Origin of the sequence: Pseudovibrio sp. Ad13 (genome assembly GCF_001623225.1) — a bacterium.
GTDB lineage: Bacteria > Pseudomonadota > Alphaproteobacteria > Rhizobiales > Stappiaceae > Pseudovibrio.
Map to the genome: position 1 here is coordinate 166,751 of NZ_LMCC01000019.1, position 24,603 is coordinate 191,353.

Annotated in this window: 20 protein-coding genes and 1 tRNA gene; 13 read left to right on the top strand and 8 right to left on the bottom strand. The window is 48.4% G+C overall.

Annotated elements, in window-relative coordinates; genetic code table 11:
• The first annotated feature begins 9 nt into the window (after nucleotides 1-9).
• From PsAD13_RS24195 to PsAD13_RS24210, 4 genes are all read left to right on the top strand, one after another.
• The gene (locus PsAD13_RS24195) at nucleotides 10-411 is read left to right on the top strand and encodes an RNA-binding S4 domain-containing protein (RefSeq protein WP_063319699.1); all 402 of its coding nucleotides are present in this window, start codon (nucleotides 10-12) and stop codon (nucleotides 409-411) included.
• Between the two features lie 186 nt (nucleotides 412-597).
• Nucleotides 598-936, top strand: a complete 339-nt coding sequence (gene fdxA / locus PsAD13_RS24200) for a ferredoxin FdxA (RefSeq protein WP_057461898.1) — start codon at nucleotides 598-600, stop codon at nucleotides 934-936.
• A gap of 412 nt (nucleotides 937-1,348) precedes the next feature.
• Nucleotides 1,349-1,933 (top strand): CarD family transcriptional regulator, encoded by a 585-nt coding sequence (locus PsAD13_RS24205; RefSeq protein WP_057461899.1) that lies wholly within the window; start codon nucleotides 1,349-1,351, stop codon nucleotides 1,931-1,933.
• Between the two features lie 122 nt (nucleotides 1,934-2,055).
• Nucleotides 2,056-2,925, top strand: coding sequence for an RNA polymerase factor sigma-32 (locus PsAD13_RS24210; RefSeq protein WP_063319700.1), 870 nt, complete (start codon nucleotides 2,056-2,058; stop codon nucleotides 2,923-2,925).
• 25 nt (nucleotides 2,926-2,950) lie between these two features.
• Here PsAD13_RS24210 and PsAD13_RS24215 read toward each other — a convergent pair whose 3' ends face one another.
• Nucleotides 2,951-4,357: a M48 family metalloprotease gene (locus tag PsAD13_RS24215; RefSeq protein WP_082827061.1), complete on the bottom strand. Its 1,407-nt coding sequence runs from the start codon at nucleotides 4,355-4,357 to the stop codon at nucleotides 2,951-2,953.
• 84 nt (nucleotides 4,358-4,441) lie between these two features.
• A complete protein-coding gene (locus tag PsAD13_RS24220) occupies nucleotides 4,442-5,194 on the bottom strand; it encodes a thermonuclease family protein (RefSeq protein ID WP_063303554.1) in 753 nt (250 codons plus the stop codon).
• 261 nt (nucleotides 5,195-5,455) lie between these two features.
• Between PsAD13_RS24220 and PsAD13_RS24225 the strand changes: the two genes are divergently transcribed.
• The 3 genes from PsAD13_RS24225 (at nucleotide 5,456) to PsAD13_RS24235 (ending at nucleotide 8,556) form a co-directional block, all read left to right on the top strand.
• Nucleotides 5,456-5,532, top strand: a tRNA-Arg gene (locus PsAD13_RS24225).
• A 384-nt stretch (nucleotides 5,533-5,916) separates the two neighbouring features.
• Nucleotides 5,917-6,570, top strand: a complete 654-nt coding sequence (locus tag PsAD13_RS24230) for an RDD family protein (RefSeq protein WP_343228962.1) — start codon at nucleotides 5,917-5,919, stop codon at nucleotides 6,568-6,570.
• Between the two features lie 831 nt (nucleotides 6,571-7,401).
• Complete coding sequence (locus tag PsAD13_RS24235) at nucleotides 7,402-8,556, top strand: alpha-hydroxy acid oxidase (protein WP_063319702.1); 1,155 nt, start codon at nucleotides 7,402-7,404, stop codon at nucleotides 8,554-8,556.
• A 117-nt stretch (nucleotides 8,557-8,673) separates the two neighbouring features.
• On the opposite strand, the gene PsAD13_RS24240 is transcribed toward PsAD13_RS24235, so the two are convergent.
• Nucleotides 8,674-9,678, bottom strand: coding sequence for a Gfo/Idh/MocA family oxidoreductase (locus PsAD13_RS24240; protein ID WP_063290339.1), 1,005 nt, complete (start codon nucleotides 9,676-9,678; stop codon nucleotides 8,674-8,676).
• A 32-nt stretch (nucleotides 9,679-9,710) separates the two neighbouring features.
• Complete coding sequence (locus tag PsAD13_RS24245) at nucleotides 9,711-10,910, bottom strand: AGE family epimerase/isomerase (protein ID WP_063319703.1); 1,200 nt, start codon at nucleotides 10,908-10,910, stop codon at nucleotides 9,711-9,713.
• A gap of 450 nt (nucleotides 10,911-11,360) precedes the next feature.
• Here PsAD13_RS24245 and PsAD13_RS24250 point away from each other — a divergent pair, with 450 nt between their 5' ends.
• The 4 genes from PsAD13_RS24250 to PsAD13_RS24270 all read left to right on the top strand — a co-directional run bounded on the left by PsAD13_RS24250 (nucleotide 11,361) and on the right by PsAD13_RS24270 (nucleotide 15,564).
• Nucleotides 11,361-12,689: a site-specific integrase gene (locus PsAD13_RS24250; protein ID WP_063319704.1), complete on the top strand. Its 1,329-nt coding sequence runs from the start codon at nucleotides 11,361-11,363 to the stop codon at nucleotides 12,687-12,689.
• Nucleotide 12,690: 1 nt separating this feature from the next.
• Nucleotides 12,691-13,332, top strand: coding sequence for a hypothetical protein (locus tag PsAD13_RS24255; protein WP_063319705.1), 642 nt, complete (start codon nucleotides 12,691-12,693; stop codon nucleotides 13,330-13,332).
• Nucleotides 13,333-13,448: 116 nt separating this feature from the next.
• Nucleotides 13,449-13,670, top strand: a complete 222-nt coding sequence (locus PsAD13_RS24260) for a hypothetical protein (protein WP_063319706.1) — start codon at nucleotides 13,449-13,451, stop codon at nucleotides 13,668-13,670.
• A gap of 1,399 nt (nucleotides 13,671-15,069) precedes the next feature.
• On the top strand, nucleotides 15,070-15,564 hold the full coding sequence (locus tag PsAD13_RS24270; RefSeq protein WP_063319708.1) for a hypothetical protein: 495 nt from the start codon (nucleotides 15,070-15,072) through the stop codon (nucleotides 15,562-15,564).
• A gap of 187 nt (nucleotides 15,565-15,751) precedes the next feature.
• Here PsAD13_RS24270 and PsAD13_RS24275 read toward each other — a convergent pair whose 3' ends face one another.
• From PsAD13_RS24275 to PsAD13_RS24285, 3 genes are all read right to left on the bottom strand, one after another.
• Nucleotides 15,752-16,549 carry a hypothetical protein gene (locus PsAD13_RS24275; RefSeq protein WP_063319709.1) on the bottom strand — a complete coding sequence of 266 codons (798 nt, stop codon included), beginning with the start codon at nucleotides 16,547-16,549 and terminating at the stop codon, nucleotides 15,752-15,754.
• A 50-nt stretch (nucleotides 16,550-16,599) separates the two neighbouring features.
• Nucleotides 16,600-17,133 (bottom strand): hypothetical protein, encoded by a 534-nt coding sequence (locus PsAD13_RS24280; protein WP_153040960.1) that lies wholly within the window; start codon nucleotides 17,131-17,133, stop codon nucleotides 16,600-16,602.
• Between the two features lie 924 nt (nucleotides 17,134-18,057).
• Nucleotides 18,058-19,410 carry a hypothetical protein gene (locus PsAD13_RS24285; protein ID WP_063319711.1) on the bottom strand — a complete coding sequence of 451 codons (1,353 nt, stop codon included), beginning with the start codon at nucleotides 19,408-19,410 and terminating at the stop codon, nucleotides 18,058-18,060.
• 516 nt (nucleotides 19,411-19,926) lie between these two features.
• Between PsAD13_RS24285 and PsAD13_RS24290 the strand changes: the two genes are divergently transcribed.
• Nucleotides 19,927-20,163 carry a Rha family transcriptional regulator gene (locus tag PsAD13_RS24290; RefSeq protein WP_063319729.1) on the top strand — a complete coding sequence of 79 codons (237 nt, stop codon included), beginning with the start codon at nucleotides 19,927-19,929 and terminating at the stop codon, nucleotides 20,161-20,163.
• Between the two features lie 1,210 nt (nucleotides 20,164-21,373).
• Nucleotides 21,374-22,858: a pentapeptide repeat-containing protein gene (locus tag PsAD13_RS24295; protein ID WP_063319712.1), complete on the top strand. Its 1,485-nt coding sequence runs from the start codon at nucleotides 21,374-21,376 to the stop codon at nucleotides 22,856-22,858.
• Nucleotides 22,859-23,209: 351 nt separating this feature from the next.
• Here PsAD13_RS24295 and PsAD13_RS24300 read toward each other — a convergent pair whose 3' ends face one another.
• Nucleotides 23,210-24,445 (bottom strand): HEPN/Toprim-associated domain-containing protein, encoded by a 1,236-nt coding sequence (locus PsAD13_RS24300; RefSeq protein ID WP_063319713.1) that lies wholly within the window; start codon nucleotides 24,443-24,445, stop codon nucleotides 23,210-23,212.
• Nucleotides 24,446-24,603 lie beyond the last annotated feature (158 nt).

The following is a 24,603-nucleotide window of genomic DNA, read 5'->3' on the forward strand; positions in this document are numbered from 1 at the left end:
CTAACTGATATGGCAATACCAGAAGCACAAGAGTCTCTTCGCATCGACAAATGGCTCTGGTATGCCCGCATTACAAAATCTCGGACACTGGCACAAAAACTGGCAGTGTCCGGGCATGTTAGATTGAACAAAGATAAGATTGCGGCCGCCAAAACAGCTGTAAAGCCCGGTGATGTACTGACCATCACAATGCCGCGACGCCTTTTGATCCTTAAGGTTTTAAAACTTGGCACCCGGCGCGGTCCAGCCCCTGAAGCACAGCTGCTTTATGAGGACATGTCTCCCCCTCCACCACCCAAGGAAATACAGGTCCAGGTTGCCAAGCGCGAGGCCGGTGCAGGACGCCCAACTAAACGGGATCGACGCCAAATCGCCCGGATTCGGGGCTTCAACGAAATTGATCCTTTTTAGCGGCAACTTTACGCAAATTTTGCCCCAATATTGCAATCTCTTCGCCTATGACAGCGCTTGCACTACCCACTGAAAACCGGTAGCAAAGAGCACAAGTTTAAAGGACGAGAAAATCGTCAGGGCCACGAGAGCCCGTGCCGTTTGTCTTCAGACTAATTTGCAGCGCCAGAGACTAAGAGGATTGCGATGACATACGTCGTCACAGACAATTGCATCAAATGCAAATACACCGACTGTGTTGAAGTTTGCCCGGTCGATTGCTTTTACGAAGGCGAGAATATGCTCGTCATTCATCCAGACGAATGTATCGATTGCGGTGTGTGTGAACCGGAATGTCCAGCAGATGCAATTCTCCCAGATACTGAGCCTGGCTTGGAAAAGTGGGTTGAGCTTAATGCTGAGTACGCAGAAAAGTGGCCGAATCTGACTGTTAAGAAAGATCAGCTTCCAGAAGCTGCTGAGTTTGATGGTGTTGCAGAAAAACTCGAAAAGTATTTCTCTGATAAGCCGGGCACTGGTGATTAAGGTCCCAAAAGCTTAGAGCTACCAAATATTTATTATTTGCCAGACAGTATCCGCGGATGTCTTAATTCCTCTCTTGCTTGAGAGAGGTTGGAAATCCGTGGATAATGTGCTATACAGTTTTTTACAGTCATTTGGCAGTCTGGTTGCACCCTCCCCACTCGGAGGTTTTTTTATGGTCGCAGTTCAATTGAAGTGCGCACAATAATTTACTCCAGCATTCGCCGAAGTAGCCACAACATAGAATTCGACTGATCACATTTGAACGCGGAACCAATTGATGCGAGAAGTAGCTTTCCGCATACATTGGACTTTTCACGTTTTTCCAAAGAGAAAGATGCGGCGAACGCGCTGCATCTAGGTTGCTTGCGTCTCCCAGACAGCAAACAACCACTGCGCAGGAGAAGTATAGCGTATGGCCACACCCGCAAAAAAGACCGCGCAGCGTCAGGGGTTTAAAACAGGTGAGCACATCATTTATCCATCTCACGGCGTTGGATTGATTACTGCAATTGAAGAGCAGACCGTAGCTGGATACTCTCTTGAACTCCTCGTAATTGACTTCGAACAGGATAAGATGACGCTCCGTGTTCCAGTTGCAAAAATTGCTTCTGTAGGAATGCGTAAGCTGTCTGACGCATCTACCGTTAAGAAATCTCTTGAGACCATCGCAGGTAAACCTCGCGTGAAGCGTACCATGTGGAGTCGCCGCGCACAGGAATACGAAGCAAAGATCAACTCTGGCGATCTCATTTCAACCGCTGAAGTTGTTCGTGACCTTTATCGCTCTGATTCCCAGCCTGAACAGTCTTATTCCGAACGTCAGCTTTACGAAGCCGCATTAGACCGTATGGCACGTGAAATCGCAGCTGTTCAGAAACAGACTGACACAGAAGCAATCAGACAGATCGAAGGCGTTCTTTCCACGTCTCCAGGTCGTGCTGCCAAAGTTGCTCCAGCAACTGATGGTGAAGGCGGAGGTCAGGAAGAGGCAGCTTAATCAGCCTCTCCTAATCTAACTGATTAAAAGAAAGCCCTGCTCCAAGCGGGGCTTTCTTTTTTTTGTCAAAAGATCCAAATGAACTTCAGCGCCGTATCCCAGTTTAATCGAGGGAGGCGTAAATGGCTCATTATGAAAGAGACCAAAGTCTCGGGCCTCTTGCCCGTCTGGCAAGAAAAGCCCCATATCTGTCAAAAGAAGAAGAATACAAGCTCTTGGAAGGCTGGATTGTCAGAGGCGATCACAGATCACTCGATAAGCTATCCTTGTCTCACTCCCGCTTGGTCATCGCTCAAGCACTTCGGTTCAAGTCCTATGGTGTCCCGCTCTCTGATCTAATTCAGGAGGGCCATATTGGCCTGATGGAAGCAGCCAACAGGTTCCAGCTATCCAAAGACGTCCGTTTTGCCACCTATGCAACTTGGTGGATCAAATCCTTCATTCAGGACTATGTGCTCCGCAACCAGTCGATTGTTCGCGGAGGAACCTCCTCTCGCCAGAAAATGTTGTTTTTCGGCTTCAAACGTTTGCGCGCAGAACTATCAAGCAAACATCCTGACTTAAATGAGGAACAGCTGCATCAGCAAATCTCAGAAAAGACGGGAGCAAAGCTGAGGGATATAAGAATGATGTCTTCCAGATTAGGCCGGAAAGACACATCCCTCAATGCGAGCCTGAAAGGCAGCGAAACGAACCTGCAGCTTCAGGACACCCTCGCGGCTGAAGAACCTCTGCCAGACGAACTCGTCCAAGTGCACTTAGACCAGGAACGCGCAAAACGTCGTCTTTTCAATGCGATCAAAACATTGCCACCACGCGAACAGCGCGTCATTAAAGATCGCAAGCTAAAAGACGAAAGCGTTACATTGGAAGCCCTTGGCAAGAAACTGGGTGTTTCAAAGGAGCGTGTTCGGCAAATTGAGTCACGAGCAATGCAGAAATTGAAAGACGCTCTCACGCATTCGGATGGCTATGAAGCCAGCGGCTCATAACACATTGCCTGAAAAACGAGCTTCTTTAGTCGGTAATGACCTTCAGGAGCTCACCTGGCTTGAAGCGTTGGTTCGCCTTAACCTGATTGAGGATCGTGAACAGCTCCAACCGACGCGATGGCTCAATGCCGCTCATGCCAACAGCAAGTTTACGAGCCGTCTCTCCACCCTTCGCCTGAATGATCTTAACTCGAAGTGGGTTAAGTCGAGCTTGCTCCGTCGGGCTTAACTGTCGGAAGCTACCAAGAGACTTCTCAAAATCACGAGTAAATACAGCAGTTGGCGAACGATTTGCAAAGATAAACCGATATCCGGTTAAGCCGATACGCACAACACCGATGCGGAAAGACCAACCATCTGTAATTGCAGAGCCAATAACGGCTGGCAGACCATTGATCGTGGTTGGGCGAACACTGTTATCAATCAGGCCATTGATCCAGCCAGATAACATGTAATCAGTTAAGCTGGCATATCCCGTCAGATCAGCACCATCAAAACGCATGGCAGTGCCGGAGTTATTACTCGCCAACACAGCCTCAGCAGAGTTCTCAAGCACAAAACCCTTTGGCACACTGAAGGAGATGCCAAGGCCTTTGTGAAGGAACTGCCGCGCACGGACATACCCTTCCAGTGGATCATCACCAAACAACATGCCATCCAAGCTGGTCAGATAGTCTTCACGACCATTTAGGCCAATCCCCGGCGCACCGATCTGCCGTGCACTACGCACAGCGCGTTGAATACGATCAGGCGTGTTTGGATGAGAAGAAAGAAAGTCTGGCGCTGAACTGCTTTGCCCACCAAGCTGCTGATAGCGTGCAAATTGCCCCATCGTGTTCAGGAAGCGCGCTGCGGCGTAAGGGTCATACCCAGCGCCAGCAAGCGTTCTCACACCCACATCATCAGCTTCAAGCTCTTGCTCCTGAGAAAAGCGCGCGAACTGTACCTGCTTTTCTTTGACTGCTGCATCAATGGTCTGCTGATCTTTGCCGATATTGGTCATCACTTTGGTGACGAACTCAGCCTCTTCAGCCTGACGTTGGCGCTTGATCGCATGGCGCGCTGTCACGTGTGCCATTTCATGAGCAAGCACAGCGGCAAGCTCTGAGGTGTCGTTGGCAAGCGCCAGCAACCCGCGCGTCACATAAAGATAACCACCAGGAAGAGCAAAGGCATTGACTGCAGGGCTGTTGAGCAAAGTAATGCGGTAGTGCGCTTCAGGGTCTTCCGAAGCAGCAACAAGACCACCAACAACACGTGCAATAGCTGCTTCAGCCTTACCATCCTTATAGACACCGCCATAAGTCGCGACGACACGCGGATGCTCTCGCGCCCCAACGTCGCTCCCAAGCCCGGTTCGCAAGCTACCTGGTTTTTGAGCGCCTTGATTGGCAGAGCCGGTCAGCTGACACGCAACAAGAGCTACGGTCACTGCAGATATCACTAGCATTCTCAGGCTTGTCTGAAGTCCAGACAATGCACTACTCAAAGTCATTCGCGTTTCCGGCTCTTTGCCTTAGTCCAGAAGCTCCAACTGCGCTGGGTGCTTTAGCTCTATTAATGGTCCTTGGTTCAGTTGCATAACGCCCCTGAGGCGAACTCGCTTACCTTTCATCACTGAAAGATCATGCCCGAACTCCGAAAAATCCGCCAGCGTTCCCCTTTGAATAATCCCGGTTAAATCCTCTGTCCAGCGCTCACCAAAATTCAAGTATGTTTTGGATCGTGTTTGCCCAACAGAAATCAGCTTGGCTTCCACAATTCCATAAAGGCCGATTTGCTCGTAGCTAATTGACTTATAATCATTAATTACATTTTTAATGACCCATAATCCAACATTTTTCTCGCGAGCCATACTCTCCAAATTAATAAGGAATTTCAAGCAATTGAAAGCTCTTAATTGTGGCCTAACAATGGCCATTCCAGCTTTGACCAGCCTGACCGACAAATCACCCAATTCAGGATCAACCAGAATCGCAGGTCGGCGTCCCCACCGATCCTTTTGCTCAATCAACGCTTTTACCCTGACTTCCCGTTCCTCAAAAAAGTCATCAGCCAGCAGCAAATCCTGCTCTGCCATTGTCAAATCTGCGAGATAATAAAACTCACCGTCACTCGCGGTAAATCTCAAAGGATTTGCGAGCACCTCCTCCATCATGATGGTCGGCAAGCTCTCATCAAGAACCGAACGCTCATCACACGGCGTCGCCAACACGGTTCCTATACAGCTCAGCAAAAAGCAGAAAAAAGCAACAAATCCCCGGAACACAACAACCCACCAACAAAGTCCTATTTAGGAATTATATCAGGTCGATGCAGTCGGAACGCCCCCGAGAACTCTCTGAGAGCAAACCTGAAAGACACCGGTTGAGCAAATTCTCTTGCATGAACTGATACCTAGCTTGTTCACAGAGAAGCAATCTATCTCGCCTACAGCCAAATTTCATGATATTTGAAAACGCGCTGCATCCTCAACGGATGATAGCATCTCAAGCGGATCGATCCGGTCACGGATCAAGACACGCCTAAAGGCCCCGTAGCTCAGCTGGATAGAGCGGCCGCCTCCTAAGCGGCAGGTCAGTGGTTCGAATCCACTCGGGGTCACCATTTATATGAAATTATAATGACCCGGCATGAGAAAATAATTGCTACGGGAACAGTCCTCTTTCTCCCTTCCGCATACGATTAATTCTTTGATTTTCTTGAACCTAAGACTGTATATAGAAACAAAATTTTAATCAGTTTTTGCGGTATCTGCGATCACTCTTGTTCCTCAGATACTTAGCATTAAATGCCGGTACATATCCAATGACTGCAAAGTACTTCTGGCGAAGAGCATTCGCGTATCTACTAGATCTGTTTATCCTCGGCTTTGTCATTACCGCTATTGTCGTCGCATATAACAGTGTTTTTTCTACACGATTTCTTGCGCCAGAACTTCTCAAGACAACTGCCTGTGCACCTCAATTTGACATGATCTCGCAAGAGCGTATGGATGAGATCTTACCGCCCGAACCAGGCCATCAACGCCAGCAAATTCTCTGCAAGCAAACAAACATGTTTGCAAGTAGCTTCCACATAACGGCTCTTCAGAAAATCTGGAAGGAAGGCAATGTCACACGTTCTGTTTCAGTGAGCTACTACTCTGATGAATACGGTAATCAAAGAACTTACCTCCCATCAGAGCCGTTCTTCTATTTGCTCGCCCCATTCGTATTTGCCTTGTTTCTTGCTAGAATGGGTCAGACCCCAGGAAAGCGTCTACTCAATTTGAATGTATATAATGCCTCTCTTCAGAAGCCTGATCTAAAGTCAGCATTAAAGCGTGAGTACTTTAAAGCGACAGTTCTCATCATCACAGCCTTGTTTGGGCTTTACTCACTCTATCAGATCATCACGTTAGATTTGGTAGAAGCAGGAAAACAAGCTCAGGAACTACTTCAAAACCTCGGACAAGGAAATTTCTGGCTTTGGATCGTAGGCGGGGTTGTTCTCAGTCTCGCTGCCTTTTGGTTTGAGTTCGGCTCATTCATACGATGGAGAGGCCGTACTTATTGGGATCAGTTCGCAAATCTTACGACGAGTAAGACAGAAGACTTGGTAATGAGAAAAGCCGAAGTCGACAAGGTTATCGCTGATAAGTAAACCGCCAATTGGATGGTGAGCTCTCTTCGACTCGCCATCCAAACTTAAATCTTGAAGCAGTTCTTTCATTTGCATTTAGCTAATTGAGCCCACCATTGAGGCAGCCAAAACTGCACATGGAGGGTAAGCCATGAACTATATATCCAATGTGCTTAAACGGTGCGGAGATAACCTTCGGAACTGGTTTTACAATTGGATGGCCTGGATCAGCCGGCAGAAGAAATAAGAGCACGAAGCTTCCCTGATCCTTCCATACAGATACTCGCAATGGGAAGCTGCACTTCCGCTTCCCACCGGTCCAGCTGCGCAAAATCAGAAGAACTCATCGCCCGGATTGCTCAACGAGACGGCAAGACCAGCACTCACTGTATACGCCCTCTTTTATAGCATCGCCTCTCTCATCTACGTTCGCTCTTACATGAAATTTCTGGCCCCCATCCCACCAACACGCCTCACAAGCTACGTAATTTCACTCACTAATCTTAAACTTCGGGCATCTGCAAAGTAAGCTTATGTCGCTTTTTTGAGATATATTTCAGTTACATATCACAAATAGCACCCAGGCAAGATGAAGTCTCAACCAGACACTCGCTAAACGTTTATGCAAACAAACAAAACAAGCAAATTCAGATAGTTATTTGACAGTTACGCTTTAGTCAGTACCGTCAATTCAAAGATATTTCAGAGTACTTACGGCATTCATAGATGAATGCGAATAACGCTTTTCCCAATACTGGTAGACTGAAGTCGTATACATGTAATGTTGACATATCACCGATACGTGCAATCCCTCTATACATAAAAACTAATGTTTCGGGGGGAGGCCCGTACATGGCACCAATACTAGAAATCAGTGACCTCAAAGAGCGTGCTCGCAGACGCGTTCCAAAGATGTTCTTCGATTACGCGGACTCAGGTTCCTGGACCGAGAGCACCTATCAGGCCAACGAGAGCGACTTCGCGAAGATCAAGCTGCGCCAGCGTATCGCGGTTGACATGACAGACCGCACACTTGCCACCAAGATGGTCGGACAGGATGTCTCCATGCCTGTCGCGCTAGCACCAACCGGCCTGACCGGAATGCAGCACGCCAATGGTGAAATTCTCGCAGCACAGGCAGCTGAAGAGTTCGGCGTACCTTTCACGCTTTCAACCATGAGCATCTGCTCCATTGAAGCTGTTGCGGCGAAGACCACGAAACCATTCTGGTTCCAGCTTTACGTGATGAAGGATCGAGACTTCATCAACGCCCTGATCGACCGCGCAAAGAACGCAGGTTGTTCTGCACTGGTTCTCACATTCGACCTGCAGATCCTAGGCCAGCGCCACAAAGATTTGCGCAACGGCTTGTCTGCCCCGCCAAAGTTTACGCCAAAGCACATCTGGCAGATGGCAACACGCCCAATGTGGTGCATGAAAATGCTCACAACGCCAAACCGCACCTTTGGCAATATTGTCGGCCATGCAAAAGGTGTTGGCGATCTCTCCTCCCTGTCCTCATGGACAGCAGAGCAGTTTGACCCGCGCCTGAGCTGGGATGACATTGAGTGGATCAAAAAACAGTGGGGCGGCCCGCTAATCCTCAAAGGCATTCTGGACAAGGAAGATGCACGCCACGCAGTCGATTCTGGCTGTGATGCGATCATCGTCTCCAACCACGGCGGACGTCAGCTCGACGGTGCACCATCCTCCATCGAGATCCTGCCGGAAATCGTGGATGCGGTCGGTGATAAGGTGGAGATCCACATCGATGGTGGCATTCGCTCAGGTCAGGATGTGCTGAAAGCCATCTGTCTCGGCGCCAAAGGCACCTACATCGGCAGACCGTTCCTGTACGGTTTGGGCGCAGGTGGAAAGCAAGGCGTGACACAGTCACTGGAGATCATCCAGAAGGAACTGGATACCACCATGGCACTGTGTGGCCGTCGCGATCTCAATACACTCAATCGCGACAACCTCTATTCCATCAGAGGCGAAAAAGTCTAGAGCGCGTTCCGTTTGATTGTATTCAATCAAACGACAAGAATTCGCTCAAAACAAAGAAGTTAGGGCATGAGGCGTAAATGCAAACAACCGCAACATGCTCTAACACCAGCAAAACACTCAGTCGGGAGACCCAACGGTCTCCCAGCTGTCATTGCGTTCAGAGCGGACAATCGCATCGATGATTTCCATGTTCTGGATTGCATCAGCAACACCGTAAGGCAGCTCTTCTTCACCTTTGACCACACGAGAGAACAACTCACCCTGCAGCGTATACTGATCACAGGCAGCAACGCGCTCCACTTCAATCGCACCATCCCCCGGCAAACTGCCAGAATCAAGACGCAAGATAGTCTCTTCACCAGCAGGTGCATTGAACGGGATGAGAATTTCCAGACGCTTGGCAGTCCCCACCAGATTGATACGCTGATACGGAGCAGACTGGGTTGAAACCGTAAACTGAGCCTGACGTCCTTCTCCAAAGTCCATCATCACAGATGTCAGACGGTCCGTGCCAAAGTTCCTGTCACGATCAACAAGGCTCACAACACGCTCAGGCTCAGCATCAAAGAAGTAACGCGACGCCACAATCGGATAGCAGCCAATATCCATCAGGCCGCCCCCGCCAAGCTCTGCTTTGTTGCGAATGTTCTGCGGGTCCTGATTGCTGTAACCAAAGAACGCCTGAATACTCTGCAGCTTGCCCAGCTCACCAGATTCTACAATCTCAAGCGCCCGCTGCCACTGCGGATGCGCGCGCACCATAAAGGCTTCCATAACGAAGCGGTTATCCGGCATTTCCAGCAGAAGACGCGCTTCATCTGCATCAAGCGCAATCGGCTTTTCACAGAGCACATGCTTTCCAGCTTTCACAGCCTCAATCGTCATCGGCACATGCATGTGGTTGGGAAGCGGATTGTAGATCACGTCAATATCAGGATCAGCCAGCAGCGCCTCATAGGAACCATAGGCTTTCTCGATACCCAGTTCGGCAGCAGCTTTCTTGGCATTCTCCTCATTACGAGAAGCAATTGCGACAACCTCAACGCCCTTGGCTTTTTGAAGCGCAGGAATAACCTTTTCGCGGCCAATCCGTGCAGTCGAGAGCACACCCCATTTAACCATTGTAATTCTCCCAATCTATACTGCAGGAACCGTTATTTAGCGCTCTCAAAAGTAACCATTTTCTGCCCGACCTCAGTTTTAGAAAAACGGTCAAGTTCAGAAATGGCCGAAATGATGTGATAGAGCGAGCTTGCTGGTGCCGCTTCTCTTACAAAGCTACCATCCGGCAAAAACTTGTCTTTCCAGAGACCAGCAGGCACGTCTTCAAAAAACAGTTCCAACGCCTTCAGCGCATCCTGCATGGATTGGCGATACCGAGGCCACTCACTCTCAGGAGTGCACTCCAGCATGGCGATAGAGCCTTTAAGCCATTCAGCCTGAGACCACAGACGCGCCAGTGGGTCACGCATGGAAAAGTCATCATTGATGCCCATCACCGCAACACCGCGCTCACGATCTACACCATAGACCTCCGCAATCTCAAAGAGACGCGCAGCAGCAGCCCTAGCGCGACCATCACCACGCAGCTTGTTCCAGCGGCTCAGCAACCATGCCCACTCAAAATGATGTCCCGGCTCGAGCGCCCTGCCCTCGTCACCGGGCATCGGAGACCAGTCCAGCGCAAAGAACTCACGCAAACCACCTGTTTTCTCGCAGATAAAATACTTCAGGCAAAGCTCACCAAGCTCATCTGCCAACGCAGACCAGATGGCTTTCTGCTCAGTGCTCAGATTCTCTGAGCGCTCCCACTCAAGACACATTTCAAACAGATGCATATGCGGGTTGGCACCCAGTGGCGCACGCGCAGGCTCAGCTTCCTGGAAGCCCGCAACAGGATGTTTGAAGCGGCTCTTCAACACATCAAGCAAAGCAGCAGCTTTCGCGCAGGCTTCCCCGCGCTGTTCACTGTTCACATCAGCAATGCTGGAAAGAGCCAGTAGCGCAAAGGCCTGATTGTAAAGGTCAAACGAAGTGTCGAGCAGCTCACCATCTGGTGTAGCAAGCGCACCGATATACCCGTCAGCAGTGCCGTACACCCGCTCCACATAGGCTTGCGTGCGCAGCGCGACGTCCATCCACGGGCCATCCCAGCCCAAACGTCCCGCTTCGCAATACACAAACACCATACGAGGGTTGACGCGACCACGCCTGTTATCCGCACTGCCTTCACAATCCAGTGTGATGGTCTCAGCAAAACCACCATTTGCAGCGTCTTCGCCAGCTTTCAACCAAAGCGGCAATGCATCTTCAAACAACCACGCGCGCAACTTATTCAGGTGATCGACAATCACTTCCGGTACTCCACACCATCATCAGCCCGCTCCCACGAACCCCCGATGGCCTCCATATGTGCAAATGAAATCTATGCGCTTAAAGGTTCGACTAAAGGACCAAAAAACACAAATCCGAACCTACGACGAGTAAGCGACAAGACAAAGCTAAATGAGCAAGTTTTTGGGGGATTATGAAGTATCAGAGAGTTAGTGGTGCCGCTGAAAGGACTCGAACCTTCGACCCCATCATTACGAAATATGTAATGACCAGTTTCCGTGCATTTCACACCATTCCACTATTCACAACGTATCCAACTGTTTTCACTAAACAATCACTTCAACTATAGCCCTTTTCTTTTCTATGTGTTCCACTACCAGCACCTTCAAAAGGTATACCCAGAGGTATACCCCAGATCGCCCTTAGGTTTTGTTTTTCACCGGGGTATACCTGAGCGGAGATAGCGGAATATGGTCAACGCTTTAACGCAAATTGGAATTGACGCACTGGTCAAACAGGGACCACCGGACAAACGCAAAGAATTGTCGGATGGCCAAACCCCCGGTCTACGTTTGGTTGTGCACCCCACCGGTGCAATGAGCTGGGCCTATCGTTACAAAGCCATAGATGGAACCCAAAAGAAGCTTACCCTGGGCCCTTACGCGAAGAGGAAGGGTGCAGGACTAACTCTCTCAGAGGCTCGTAGGAAGGCGCAAGAAGCCCAGCGACGAAGAGTTGAAGGCATTGACCCTGCAAGCGCCAAGAAGATTGAACGACAACAGCAAGCCGCGGCAATAGCCAAAGCCGACTTGCAAGAGGCTGACCAGTTTCACCAGCGCTTTAGCGAATACATGAGGCGGGAAGCCTCCCAGCTCCGCTCCGCTGAGTCTATCCGTACTGTGATCGAAAGGCGCTTCTTTCCAAAGCTGAGGAACCGCCCAGTAACCGAGATCAAGCGAAAAGACATTCAGAATATCATTGACCGCATAATGGATGACGGCGAACCCAGCGCAGCAACGCAGGCCTTCGCATTTGTCCGACGCTTCAGTAATTGGCTTGTCGAGCGAGGTGTGATCGAAGTTAGCTTCTGCAATGGCATGAAGCCACCAGCTAAGCCGCAGAGCTGTGACAGAGTACTATCTGTGCAGGAGTTAAGATGGTTCTGGAAGGCGGCAGGAAAGATTGGTTATCCGGAAGGAACATGGGCGAGAGTTTTAGTCTTAACCGGAGCTAGACGCAGCGAAGCCTCCCATATGGTTTTCTCCGAGTTAGATCTTGAAAACGCAACGTGGCTACTTCCAAAGGAACGCTCCAAGAACAAAGAGGCGATATCCATCCCACTTTCTAAACTTGCTGTGAGCGAGCTGCAAAGCGTAATTCCACTTGGCAACCCACCTTCCTACGTCTTCTCTACAGGCACAGGCAGGAACGGCAAGATTGCCCCTATCAGTGGATACTCAAAGTTCAAGAAACGTATCGACCTAGCCATGCTTGAAGAGGCCAGTCAAGAGGCATCGGAACGCGGAGAGAAGACAGGTGAGAATAAGATCCTCAATTGGACCTACCACGATTTAAGACGCACCTGTGCAAGTCTAATGGGAGAGCTTGGGATTGCTCCGCATGTGGTTGAGGCTGCTCTTAACCACAAGACAGGCAAGATCCAAGGCTTAGCCAAGGTTTACAACCGCTACGACTATCTCAAGGAGCGTGAGCAAGCCTTCGAAGCCCTGGCAAACCGCATTGAAGAGATCGCTACAGGTGAAGCCGCCCCCTCTAATGTTGTGCAACTGAGAGGATAAAGTGAAGCACATTGATTTCTCATATTCCTTTGCTCAGCAAAAACGCATCAAGGCCGCTATGCAACCACTTGGGTTATCTGATGAAGATCATGAGTTCGCTCTTCATGTAATCAATGACGCTTTTTTCTATGCCCCTGCTATTTCTGGAGCAGAGGAGGCTTTCTTGATGAAGCAACAACTTCATAAATTGAGGTTAGAACGCAAAATTAAGGCACTTGATAGAGTGATGAGCCTCTCAAAAAAGGAGGGTGATGTTTACAATGAGGATTTTGATACGACGTTCTTCGAGAAAACCCGGATCTTGATGGAAGACTGCATAGCGGAAAAGCTCAGGGTGGAAACGCTAATCAGCGCACTCAAAGAAGGACAAGATAAGGGACCAAACTATAAGCCCTTTTTAAATGCGCTGAGGTTTGCAGTTGCCACAATTTGGCATCTTGGAGGCCGAGAGGTAAACAGTTCTAATGAGTTCAAAGAACTGTTTCGAGCAATCGCCAAACCACCACTCACGAACCCCGAAGTCATGAGGGTGACTAATTGTGGTTGGTCGGAAGGTGCGGCAATATCTTTCGTCAATACTTGCAAACGAGGTGAGTTCGAATTTGATCCACTTAGCAGGATTGAATCCGAAACAACCATATGATTTTAAATGTCATTTTTCAAAGAGCTCTAGTTATGGAGCGAAACATGAACTGACATTTCCGTTCTCTTCTGCTCAAATACATTCTGTTCCATCCCAGCAACTCCCGAGGTGTTTTAATGGCTGAACAGATTATTTTCCTCACAGCTTCAGGTGTCCGTGCCCGATATCAGATCGGCAACACCACTCTTTGGCGTTGGTCGAATGGCGCGGCTAACAACAACTTCCCAGCACCACTTAAAATGGGAAATCGAAAGCGTTGGCGTTTGGCTGATCTCGAAGCCTGGGAGCAATCACTCGAGGCAGCTAACTACAGCGATCAACAGGCAGCTGTAGCCTAAGCAATCTGGGCCGCATTAGCGGCCCCGCCCAGCGCTGGGCAACATCCTATTTCAAAACAATTTCATAGGTAACGGAATGGCGAGACTGGCAACAGTTGCGGCAAATGACACAACTCATTCGTCACATAAAGAAAGCCACGATGATTATGCAGGTGTCATCGTCGCATGCGGGAAGTGGCGCGTGATTACTTGCAAAGGCAACATTCAATGGATCATTCAGAAAGGCATTTTAAGGCGTGATGGAAGAGCATGGCAGGGCATGAGCTACTGCTGGCACCAGAAAAGCCCTGCTTCGTGACTGGTCACGGCGCTCTGGCCTTCCAGCACCGTATGAACTGCCTCTTCTACCTGAAAAGATAAGCGACAAGGCAAGTGCGCCTACATGGCTAGCGAATTTGCAGCCAGCCAATGACAGCACAAGCTCAGTAGCTGCCTAACAGTGGGGCCGCAGAGGCGGCCTCCCCTCCCCAACACCTACATGGAGCACCTATGACTAAACCCATTCTTGTCGACTGGAATCTTCAAAGCGTGAGTGGCGAGGACTTTAGCCGAAAAGCCACACGCAAAGCAGTACGCGCCGGCCTTTTCATCAACGAGCCAATTAAGGTGCAGTTGCCAGATGGTTCGATTAGGAGCGGCAATCGCATCCGGTGCAAACCTAAGGGCGAGGCCTTGTTGAGAGAGGCCCTACAATCAAGCTCAGCAAACTGATAGGTGCAGAATGTGTTCTTACGCCACCCGCGCAGTCTACGACAGTGACTTCGACCTGAGCGGACCCGAAAACGCTGTGCTTGCCTACCTAGCATTTAGAGCAAACCCAGAAGAAGGCGACTACACAGCGCCACTCGAATGCTGGCCCTCAATAAGCACTATTTGTAAAGCTATCAAGCTGGGCCGTTCAACAGTAGACCGCGCGTTACGGAGCCTGGAGCAAAAAGGGTTTATTGAAAGCCAAGCGAGGTATTCAAATAGACGCCGAACATCCTCAATGTACACACTTCTATTCTTTGATGCAGATGATCGAGCTGAAGCAATGCGTGACCGAAATCAGAACAGAGGATTCAGCTACTAGCCCCGCAGCGGGATAGGGTAGCCCCTCTGTGGTATGGGGTAGCCCCACTGTGGGGTGGGGGTATGCCCCACTCTGACACATTGGTAGCCCCAGAGCGGGGTACAGATATATATTGATAGATAGTAAGGATATAGAGAGGATATTTAAATCTATAGCCAATTTACGAGAAATTGGCAGAAGGTAGAAAGCTACTACTATTAAAAATATTACTCGTTAAATTTATTACATAATTATCAGGAAGAGTTTTTTGCTTTCGAGCATCTTTTCCGTCTCATGAGCACTAAATTGCAAAACGACAGAACACCCAAACACCCACGGTAACAGTAGATGCAACAACACCAAGATTCCGCCGACCACTATGCAGAGCTCAAGCGAATAGTTTTCACTGAGTATAGAACTCGTCAGCAAATTACTTTTGATGTTGCGGCCCAATATGGGCGCTGGTTAATGTCTAGTTTGGTCCTACTTCATGCGGGAGCTCTGGCAGGGCTTTTTACCTTGGTTAGCAGTTTGGGGAAGGACAAGAAGGCGTCAGTTGCAGATCTGTTAGTTCAATTTTCTGGACTTGGATGGTGTTTGGTGGCTGGTTTGCTGCTAGCTCTGTTAGCCGGTTTGTGTGTATGGCTCAACTGGTCTTACCATTCAGAAAACTATGATCAAATGGCCAACTATGAGATGCTGATCAACAGAGAAGCTTGGCTCAATGATCCAATCAACAACTGGAAACTAGATTTAACGCATTGGTTGGGTTTGACGTTTGGGCTTGCTTCGGCTGCAATGCTTGGAGTAGCGGCCTACATGGTGCTTGGCGTTCCATTCTGATTATGTTTAGCACTCAAGCAAAAGAAAGCAGCTGGTACAGGGGCTTCCATAGCCTCAAGAGTAGCGTCCGCATTCCGGATGAAATGGTAATAGGCCCATCAAAGGCCGCCTACGACAACGCAACCCGATCCTTTGCACCGGCAATGGAAGCGGAGATCAGGCGTCTGCTAATGATGAAGTAAAACACTTACTCAGATTCAACCAGCATTTTAGCTTCATCAAGAAGGCTTTTATACGTACGATCTGCTGTTTGTAGCTCATTCAAATAGTTAGTAGCGTTGGTTTCTACTGAATCCAAAATACTTTGATCCAGCTTTCTCCCCGAGTTACTGGTACAACCTCGGACGTAAACAACGTACTCGGAAAATGAAGTTGAAAAAAGTTCACGCTGCTTACGTGTTGTATCGGAAAGGTGGGCAATTATCCCCTCAACATTCTTCGATAGACTGGTTTCAAGTTTATCTAAATCGGGAAGGAGGTTTTGGGCTTGTCTACGAACTTGACCTCCGTACGATACGGCACTGTAGTCGTTGGTCATTTGGGAGAAAGCGTTCTGGATTGCTTTCATCTCTACACCATTGAAACGACGTAGAACTTGATCAATGAGCAAAAGATCAGCCTCAATTGTAGCACATGCATTGGCTCTCAACTGTAAAGTGAGCACAGCACTGTCTTTTCGCGCAAGATCAAGTTGCGTGTCAGCAAGCTTGAGCTGTTTGTTTGCAAGTTCAATCTGAATATCGGCTTTAACCAGTTGCTCGTTAGCCTTCGTGAGTTGCTGATCAGCTTTTTTAAGTTGAACTCTCACAAAGAAGAGAGTGACCCCACCAATCGTTAAAGCAAAAAAACCAGAGAACACCTGGAGCCATTCGATTGGACGTCCTTTGACGCCTGACACTTCGAAGTACATTGCCCAAAACGGGATGATAATCAAAACGGCACAAAAGGTGCAAAACACTATGAGGTTGAAATGGCGATGAGTCATACAACCTCAACTAGACGGATTCGCTATGCGTGCCAACGTGCACCTGAACTCTATCGATACTCGTATTTGACTTCTCTAGCGCGAAGAACTTCCAGAGAAAGACTATCTGCATGGCGCTCGACAGCTTGCACTAATCGGTATTGCATATCAGGCCCAGTCAGCAAGCTAGCCTGAAACTGTATGTTATAGGAGATGAAAGCACTGGTATTCTCCTTTACATATTTGGAGTTTGGTATTTGAGCGTACGTAAAAAATGTAACTGATGTTTCCAAATGGACCACGCAAGAACCGTCTGTTTTGTAACCAAATGCCGTTATGTCCACTCTGGCATCACTGGTATAATCTTCAACCACAGACAACCCATTTTTGCGTAATGAAATTTCCATTTTGTCTTTCAGCTGATTTGGCTGAGGTAGGCAACTATCTTTGACTTGGTCATCTATGAGGATCCTGAGTTTGCTTACTGACGCCATAAATGCAGGCGCAATCTGTTCATACTTGCCAAGAGAGTCTGCGTGAACGGCTTGGAGAAAAAGAAAGCTCAAAAGACTACTCACGACCAGCCTTTGTGATACTGACGTCATACTGGGCCTCATCATTGAAAGAGGTAAGTTCGATGGACTTGAGTATCACCCCTGAGACTGCATCGTGCCTACCCCCCCGGTTTAGGGACCGTATTTCGATTTTTTCAGTTTGCTACGGTGGCGGAGCCCACGTTATGGCCCGTTACAGCTGAAAAAATAGCGGGGTTACATGACAGGTTCAGACGAAAAAGATTAAGTAAATCAAAGCCCCAACCTTCAAAACATGTAAAACCGCCCCCTTTTAACGTACTCGCCCAGTTTCGCATTTTGGCTGCATTTGGCCGATCTTCCCTCTATCCGCTTGGCGTTGCTTTCCAACCGCTCTAAAAAGCGAGTGAGAAGCAGAGGACAACTCCCTCACCCAAACAGGTGTAATGGATTGATTGCATATCCTTTTTCTGCTTCTACGGGCCTTTTAAAAAGGGAAGGTAAGCAAGGCCTTTAAAGCTGAAAAACGACAAAGTTCAGCCCTATCACGGCATCCGCTCCATTTTGCCCCTCAAGAGCACTTAAGCAAAGAGGGAAGCTGGACTACACGCCCTGAGGCTTAGAAAGCGCGTATAGAGCAGGAAACACTCTCAGACGCCAACAACCATAGGCAGAAGTCCGTATCGAACTGCAGCACGCTTTAAAACGCCCAGCGTAACACAGCACAAGCGCCAGAAGCCATAATGAGGCGCCTTCAAGGCAAATGAACTGGATTAATCAAAGCAAGGATGAGAAAGCGCCCAGAACAGGCCTAAAACGGCTAGTGCGGACTTTCTGGTGCTCTAGATAGAGCTAGCATCAGAATAGTGAGTTGGATCAAGGGGACTGTTGTAAGAAACCGAAAAATTGCTCCAACACTACGTCATCACCAATATGAAAACCAACTACTGCTGTATATAAAATATGCCAGCAGTAGAATGTCGATTATTATAAGGATTAAAAATTTCCACTTCTCATCCGAGATAGTTCTTCGGTCACAAGCTGCATTGGCAGCTCAAAAAAATCAAAAAGTCCATAAAGCGGTGACAAAAGTGGCTGCACAATCTCCGGCAGATTAGGATCAATAGAGTTTGCATCTATATGTGTGCTTAGTTCAATTGTGTTCTGACGAGCAACTCTCCTTTGCCGCATCAGCCTTCGACCTTCGATACTAGTCAATGCTCTACCCGCCAAGCCTGAATAAATAGCCGAGAAGCGGATTGTAGCTGTTCCTTCAAAAAGATTATTTGCTAGTCTCCTAGCATGAAGAAGCGTTTCACCAACCCGCCAAATAGGGAGCGTGACATCAAACGCTGTTGCGGGTGGAAGATCAAGGTCGTCTCCATCTTCTTGAAACCCTCTCAGCAAAAAAGCAAAGCCTTCAGGACTAACACGCCAATAATCCGAGTGAGCGGGATCGTTGTCTTGAATGCGCATTTGGGGGTCGCCGCCAAGCCAACATTCAACAGAACCATCTATTGGGTAAGGTTCAATCCCTTCTCTTGTCGGATACCAAAAAGGAGGCCATCCGGTATATCGCGTCTCGCTTCGCTTTAGCAACTCAGAAAATTGAGCTGGAGTAATATGTCGACGTTCACCGATAATTTCATATGCAAAGCAATAGCTTCCATGCGGAAATCGAGGGCCAGAATTTTCTGCCAACGGCTCTACGAGGTGTTCCCATCGCAAGTGACTCGCATTGGTCCACTCTTCAAGAGCAGCAGGCTCTGCCTCACGCTCTATTTGGGGAACAGCCCCAGTGATCAGATCCCTTATCTGATCGAACATGTCATCACGTCGATTACGCAAGCAACGATCAAGAAGAGCGTCCCATTCCTGAGCACTCTGAGGTGTTTCACTTCGGGGGCCAGGCTTCCTGACATAGATTGCATTGCTAGTTACGATGTTTCCATGAGGCCCCGCCCGACGAGCGCGGACGGGAACGCGATGTCCCCCGGGAACAACCACGATTGGATACAGAGCACCCTCAGGGCTTGGGACAATATGGACGGCGCAATGGAAGGGAGGATCACAGTAATTGTGAACGATGCCATTAATTAGGTCTTGGCTATATCCCTCGAAATCAGCAGGACGTCCTTCTGCCTCGACAACACCTGCATCCGTTTCAAGAAGACCTAAAGCTACAAACCCTCCTCCACTATTGGCGATAGCGAGAATAGCTTTGGCCACAGTAGCCTTATCCTCATTAGACCCTTGCAAATCAAGCCAGTTTTTCACCTCAAAGTCAGGGGATTCTCTTGGGTCGACGAGCAAATCCTTTAGTCTCTCACGACTGACCTCAATAACCATGATCAATACTCACGTTTTATCTTGAAATGTAAATTACACGAGATGTGATTTGACCTGTTAATTATAGAGAGTTCAATGCATTTCTCGCTTACTGACAACAAACAGCAGCTCACTGTGAGCCACTAAGAAACTGTTGCTTACTGGAACGTTGGGATATCCTAAAACGCACAAGTTTTGTGGAGCGTGCTTGATAAATGCTTGGAACAAGAGAGTGGTTAGCAAATGTTCACTGAGTACAGTACGGCTCAAACGAAAGCCTGCTTACTGACTTCTGTGGCTCTCTGGTGCTCTTGGCACTCTGAAGCTCTGTTCAATTCATTACCACAGCAGCGGTGAAGCGCAAACCAATTCCTCGATCAGATAGGAGCGACCACCTTTCAAGGCGAGGTGCGCTTTCTGAAAACGAGTAAGCGGCTAAAGCTGCGTGGTTACAGTGAGTTGTATAATTTTAAGCCAGCCTGCGACAAACCAGACCGCAAACCAATCAGCAAGCGGAATAGCAAACACCCTCTAACAATGTGCAGTCGCGAGCTTGCTGAGTATACAGGCAAGCAGCACAAACACGTCTTTCGTGACATTGAGAAGATGCTGAATGACCTGTCAGAAGATCGGTCCAAATTTGGGCACATCTCAAAAGACAGCTATGGGCGAGCCCAAAAGGGCTACAAATTGCCCAAAGACCTGACCTTCACATTGATTGCTGGCTACAATGTTAAACTGCGCAAGGCTAGTAGACCGGTGGCAGGAACTTGAAGAGCTTGCATAAACGTCAATTAATTCAATGTTCTACTTTGTTGAAGGGTAATTTGGGGGATACGAAAATAATTCGGCACCCCGATTCCTGCTGAAGGTTGAAGAGGAACGAGGAGATGACTGCTGTTACCCCGTGGGGGAAGAGCGAAGCAGGGCAGATGGCAACCGGCAAAGCAACCAGGTATGAGCAAATGAAATCAATATCTAAGCCGCGCTCTTGCCACCGGGGCAACCAGCTGATCAACCAAGCTTAGGTAGCCGGTAGCCGTGCCTCAAAGCGGCACAGCGGGAAGCCCGACAACTATTTGTAATTACACTCGATATCAGGACGCAGAAGCAGGAAGCGGCCCAGAGGCAGAACACAAACAGGCACGCCCATGCATTTGAGGCATGAGCCAGCCAAGGAGTTAGCAAAGTTCTTGCCTTTACATGCGCGACAGACACCCACCGGATATCGCGACAAAAGAGAACCCGATATACCCCTTCAATTTCACGGGCTAATAACCTCCAGTTTCAGCGAAGTGCGACAGAGGCACGACAGCAACTCAACCAAACAACAGAAGGTCAGAACAGGGACACGGGAACTCACTCTAACCTTATGCCGTTGAAAATAAATTTAAGCCGCGAGGACAGCATAGGGACACCAAGAGGACGGCAAAGCATACAGTATCTCCCCCTCAGAGTGCTGCCCAAACGCTGTTAGTTGTCAGGCAGAGTGAGCAGACAATAAGCACACACAGAGTCTACCACTTAGACAAGCACCAACATCTCTGACCTGCGCATAGCTATCAGGATCTTCCAGCTCAGCAACCATCGTGCCAAAGAGCGCTAGCCGCTCCATTCCCCCCCCCTCAAGAGCACTCAAGCAGAGAGGGAAGCAGGACTACGCTTCCTAAGACTTAGAAGCCCGTATAGAGTAGGAAACGCCCTCAGATGTCACAACCATAGGCAGAAGTTCAAATCGAACTGCTGCACGCTTTAAAACGCCCCCTCAAGGCACATCACCAGCATCAACAGTTTGCCTCTAAGTATGCGATCAAACCAAGCTAACAGCACAAGTCAGAGCTTAGGAAGCCAAGTAACATTCTGCTAAGCCCCGCTAAAAAAGGCTGATCAGTTTAATCCGCTGTTGAACTCAGCCTTAACAAGAGTCCATCATACAAAAACTACTTCTACGAACATCGCCTTCTGCGCGACAGGTGAGATCAAAATGTCCAGAAAACAAAGGTTACTTGCAGGTGATGATGCATATGCGTTGTGGAAACGTGGTGCTGTTGAATGGAACCGTTGGGCCAGACAAGAAGGTAAAGATTGGGAGGTTCTATTTGAAGGCAACATTCCAAAAAAAGAAGAAGAAGGGTCGGCGAACTTTGAGAACTTCGTTTTTACTGGAAAGGTAAATTTTGCCAATGCAACATTACTAAATGCGCGTTTCAAAAATGCGACATTCCAAGGAGAAGCACGCTTCAATGGCGTGCAATTCAAGTCTGAAACAGACTTTGCTAATGCTCAGTTCATACAGCCAGTTTCATTTCAGCATTCGCGTTTTGAAGGAAAAGTCTACTTTCCTCAAACCAAGTTTAAAAAGGTATGTACTTTCGCTCAGGCCCAATTCAAAGAGGATGCCAATTTTAAGCAAACCATCTTTTCTGGCGAAGCAACGTTCCACAAATCAAAATTCTGCCATTACGCTTCATTCATCGAAGTACTATTTTGGAGGGAAGTTAACTTTCAAGATGCGGAATTTTTTAAAAATTGTCGCTTTGAAAGCACTACATTTCATAAATCAGCCAACTTCCCGGGCACAGTTTTCAGAGCTGGTTCACAGCTTGTAGATTGCGACTTTGAAGGCATAACCTCTCTTGGCCACGCACAATTTCACGCCGATACAAGTTTTGAGCTATCAACTTTCGAAATGCTCGCCTCCTTCTACGCGGCAAGGTTTGAGAGGCAAGCTACATTCAGGCATAGCAAATTCAATGGAAGCCTGGACATATCTAGAGCAAAGTTCCTTTGCATTCCAGATTTTCGCCAGACAGCCCTTGGGCATCATGTGACCTTACGTGGTGCAACAATTGAACGACCAATCGAGTTTGCTGATGAAGATGCAGATCGTCTACGACGCCTGAAGGAAATGGCAACCCAATCTAAAGACCACGAGCTTGAACAAGAATTCTTTGCTCAGGAAATGAAGGCTGCCCGGTCTACTGAGATTCCAGAACATTTGCACACACAGCCTCTTATGAAGCTACGAACTGCAATCCGGCCCATTTTCAATTCCAAACAGTTCGGTAAAGTAAGGTTACACCTAATTGGCGAACTCCAGCGACGTCGGCTTGTACGTTTGCTCCGTCTGATGCCCAACTACGTATATGAAGTTTTCAGCAACTTTGGGCGCAGTATTAGCCGTCCATTAATCGGCTTGCTAGCCACATTGCTTGCGTTCTCTGGTGTGTTTCAATTGCTTGCAATCAAAGAAGGTGCGAGCTGGTCTAGCGCGTTTGTTTACTCTGCAAGCTTGCTACTTCCCTTTTTCGGCTTTGCTCGCAACGAAGGCAGGCTGGCAAGAGAGGCGCTATTTGGTGAAGACTATCATTCAGCAGTGCTATCATTGACTGGATTTACCGAAGGAATCCTAGGGCTCGTATTTGTTTTCTTGATTGGCTTAGCACTCAGGAACCGTTTCCGGATCTAGCAAAGCAAATAGCAAAGTTCACTTGATGAAGCCTGCAGTAATTAAGTGGGGGATCGGCTCTCTGGTGCTCTAGGCACTCTGAAGCTCTGGGCGGACCAATACCACAGCAGCGGTGAAACGCAAAGTGATTGCTGGACAGCTAACTCAAGGCTGATTTGAGCCCATAGCGAACGCTTTACCTTTACGTGTCACAGCCTTAATAGGAGCAAGATTGCGACTTCAGGGCGCCCACATTTAGCTTGTTGCTTGAGGTCAGAAAGCGAAAATTCGTAACGGGCGCAAACTCCCTGTTCAGTAACGTAAAAAGCAAACATCAAAGTTCGTCAGGCGAGGGTTCCGAAAATGTCATTTTCATTTTATCTGATCGAAAATCGCCAGCCACAAAAGATTTAACTCTGGAAATCGTTCACGTGCCGCTACACTGTTATCTGCGACGGCGATGTCTGCAAAGAATGCTTTCTGAACTCTTTCTTTTTCCGAAATCTCACCTTGATATGACTGTGCTTTAGAAAAGTAGTGCGTCCATCTGATCGGAAGCAATTCGCCTCTTTCATTACAAAGGTTATGTCGCCCCATAAACATCTCGATACCAACAGCATCCCCATTCACATCCACTGTATGTACGCCTTGAGGTCCGACAGTTGGATACGAACGTCCCAACTCAATCTCTGGCAAGCAAAGCGCGCGGATATTGGATGGGAGCGTTAACTGTTTGATTTTTTCGAACTCCAAACGCCCAGCCGCGTCATTATCAAACAGCGCTAGGATCTTCATCGGCGTACGAGCTGCAGCAAATGCCTTCAAAAATTTGAGCAGAAAGCTGGCTCCGCCATCTACGTTCAATGTGTCATGATCGAAGAAGGAAAACAGCTCTGAAACATTAGGATAGAGCGCAGTCAGCGATGCCTTAAGCACCTGCATGTCGGTCTTGCCTTCGGCCATTATCACTACGGGTTCTAAAATTGATCGTTTGAGGGCGTCAGGCTTGCGAGCTTCCGCGATCAAACAAAACCCTTCGTCGTAGTAACCCCCGCCAACCAATGCTGAAACATCGAGAGATATCAGTTCCACGTCCGAGCAGGCCTCTAGAATCAACCTGTAGACAAATCTAACATCATCACACGAAAAGAAGAGCCAACTTTCGTTGGAAAAAGTATCCAACATTTGTCGTTCCACTTCGTCTTCAGGCTCTTCGTCACGGTCCAAAGAATATCGTTTTTTAATGACTGATCGGCAGCGCCGCATCCACTCATCAAGAGAAAATTTCTCGAGAGCTTTTAGGGTTTCTGCTGCCCAGTCACTGCCATCAGCTACCCACTCCTTGTAAGTATATAGCTTTGCAGTGTGCCATTCTTGGAATGCAGCCTTGGAGTTTTCAAGAGTGATACCCATGAGCTCAAGCCTAAGGAGTACATCCTCCTTTTGAGCTTCGTAAAGGATACTATCCCACCCTGCTTCCGGATCTTCTTCGTCAGGTACGACCAACCGCTCGTTTTCCTGAAAAAGTGATATCATGTCGTCTGGAACGCTCGACTTCCAAGTGTCGATATAGAGATCGTCAAATCTTAGTTCGCAATAACTTCCCATGCCGCTGGGTAGCACGCTGAACGAGCCAAAGTATAGTTGAAAAAATAAAGTGAGTAGCAAAATTTGAACCCGAATGCCATCTTGGGCAAACGACCTGGGAGCTTCTCATTCCGCTTTATTCGTATTTCGCTCCAAACTGTTTGACTGTCCGCTTCTAC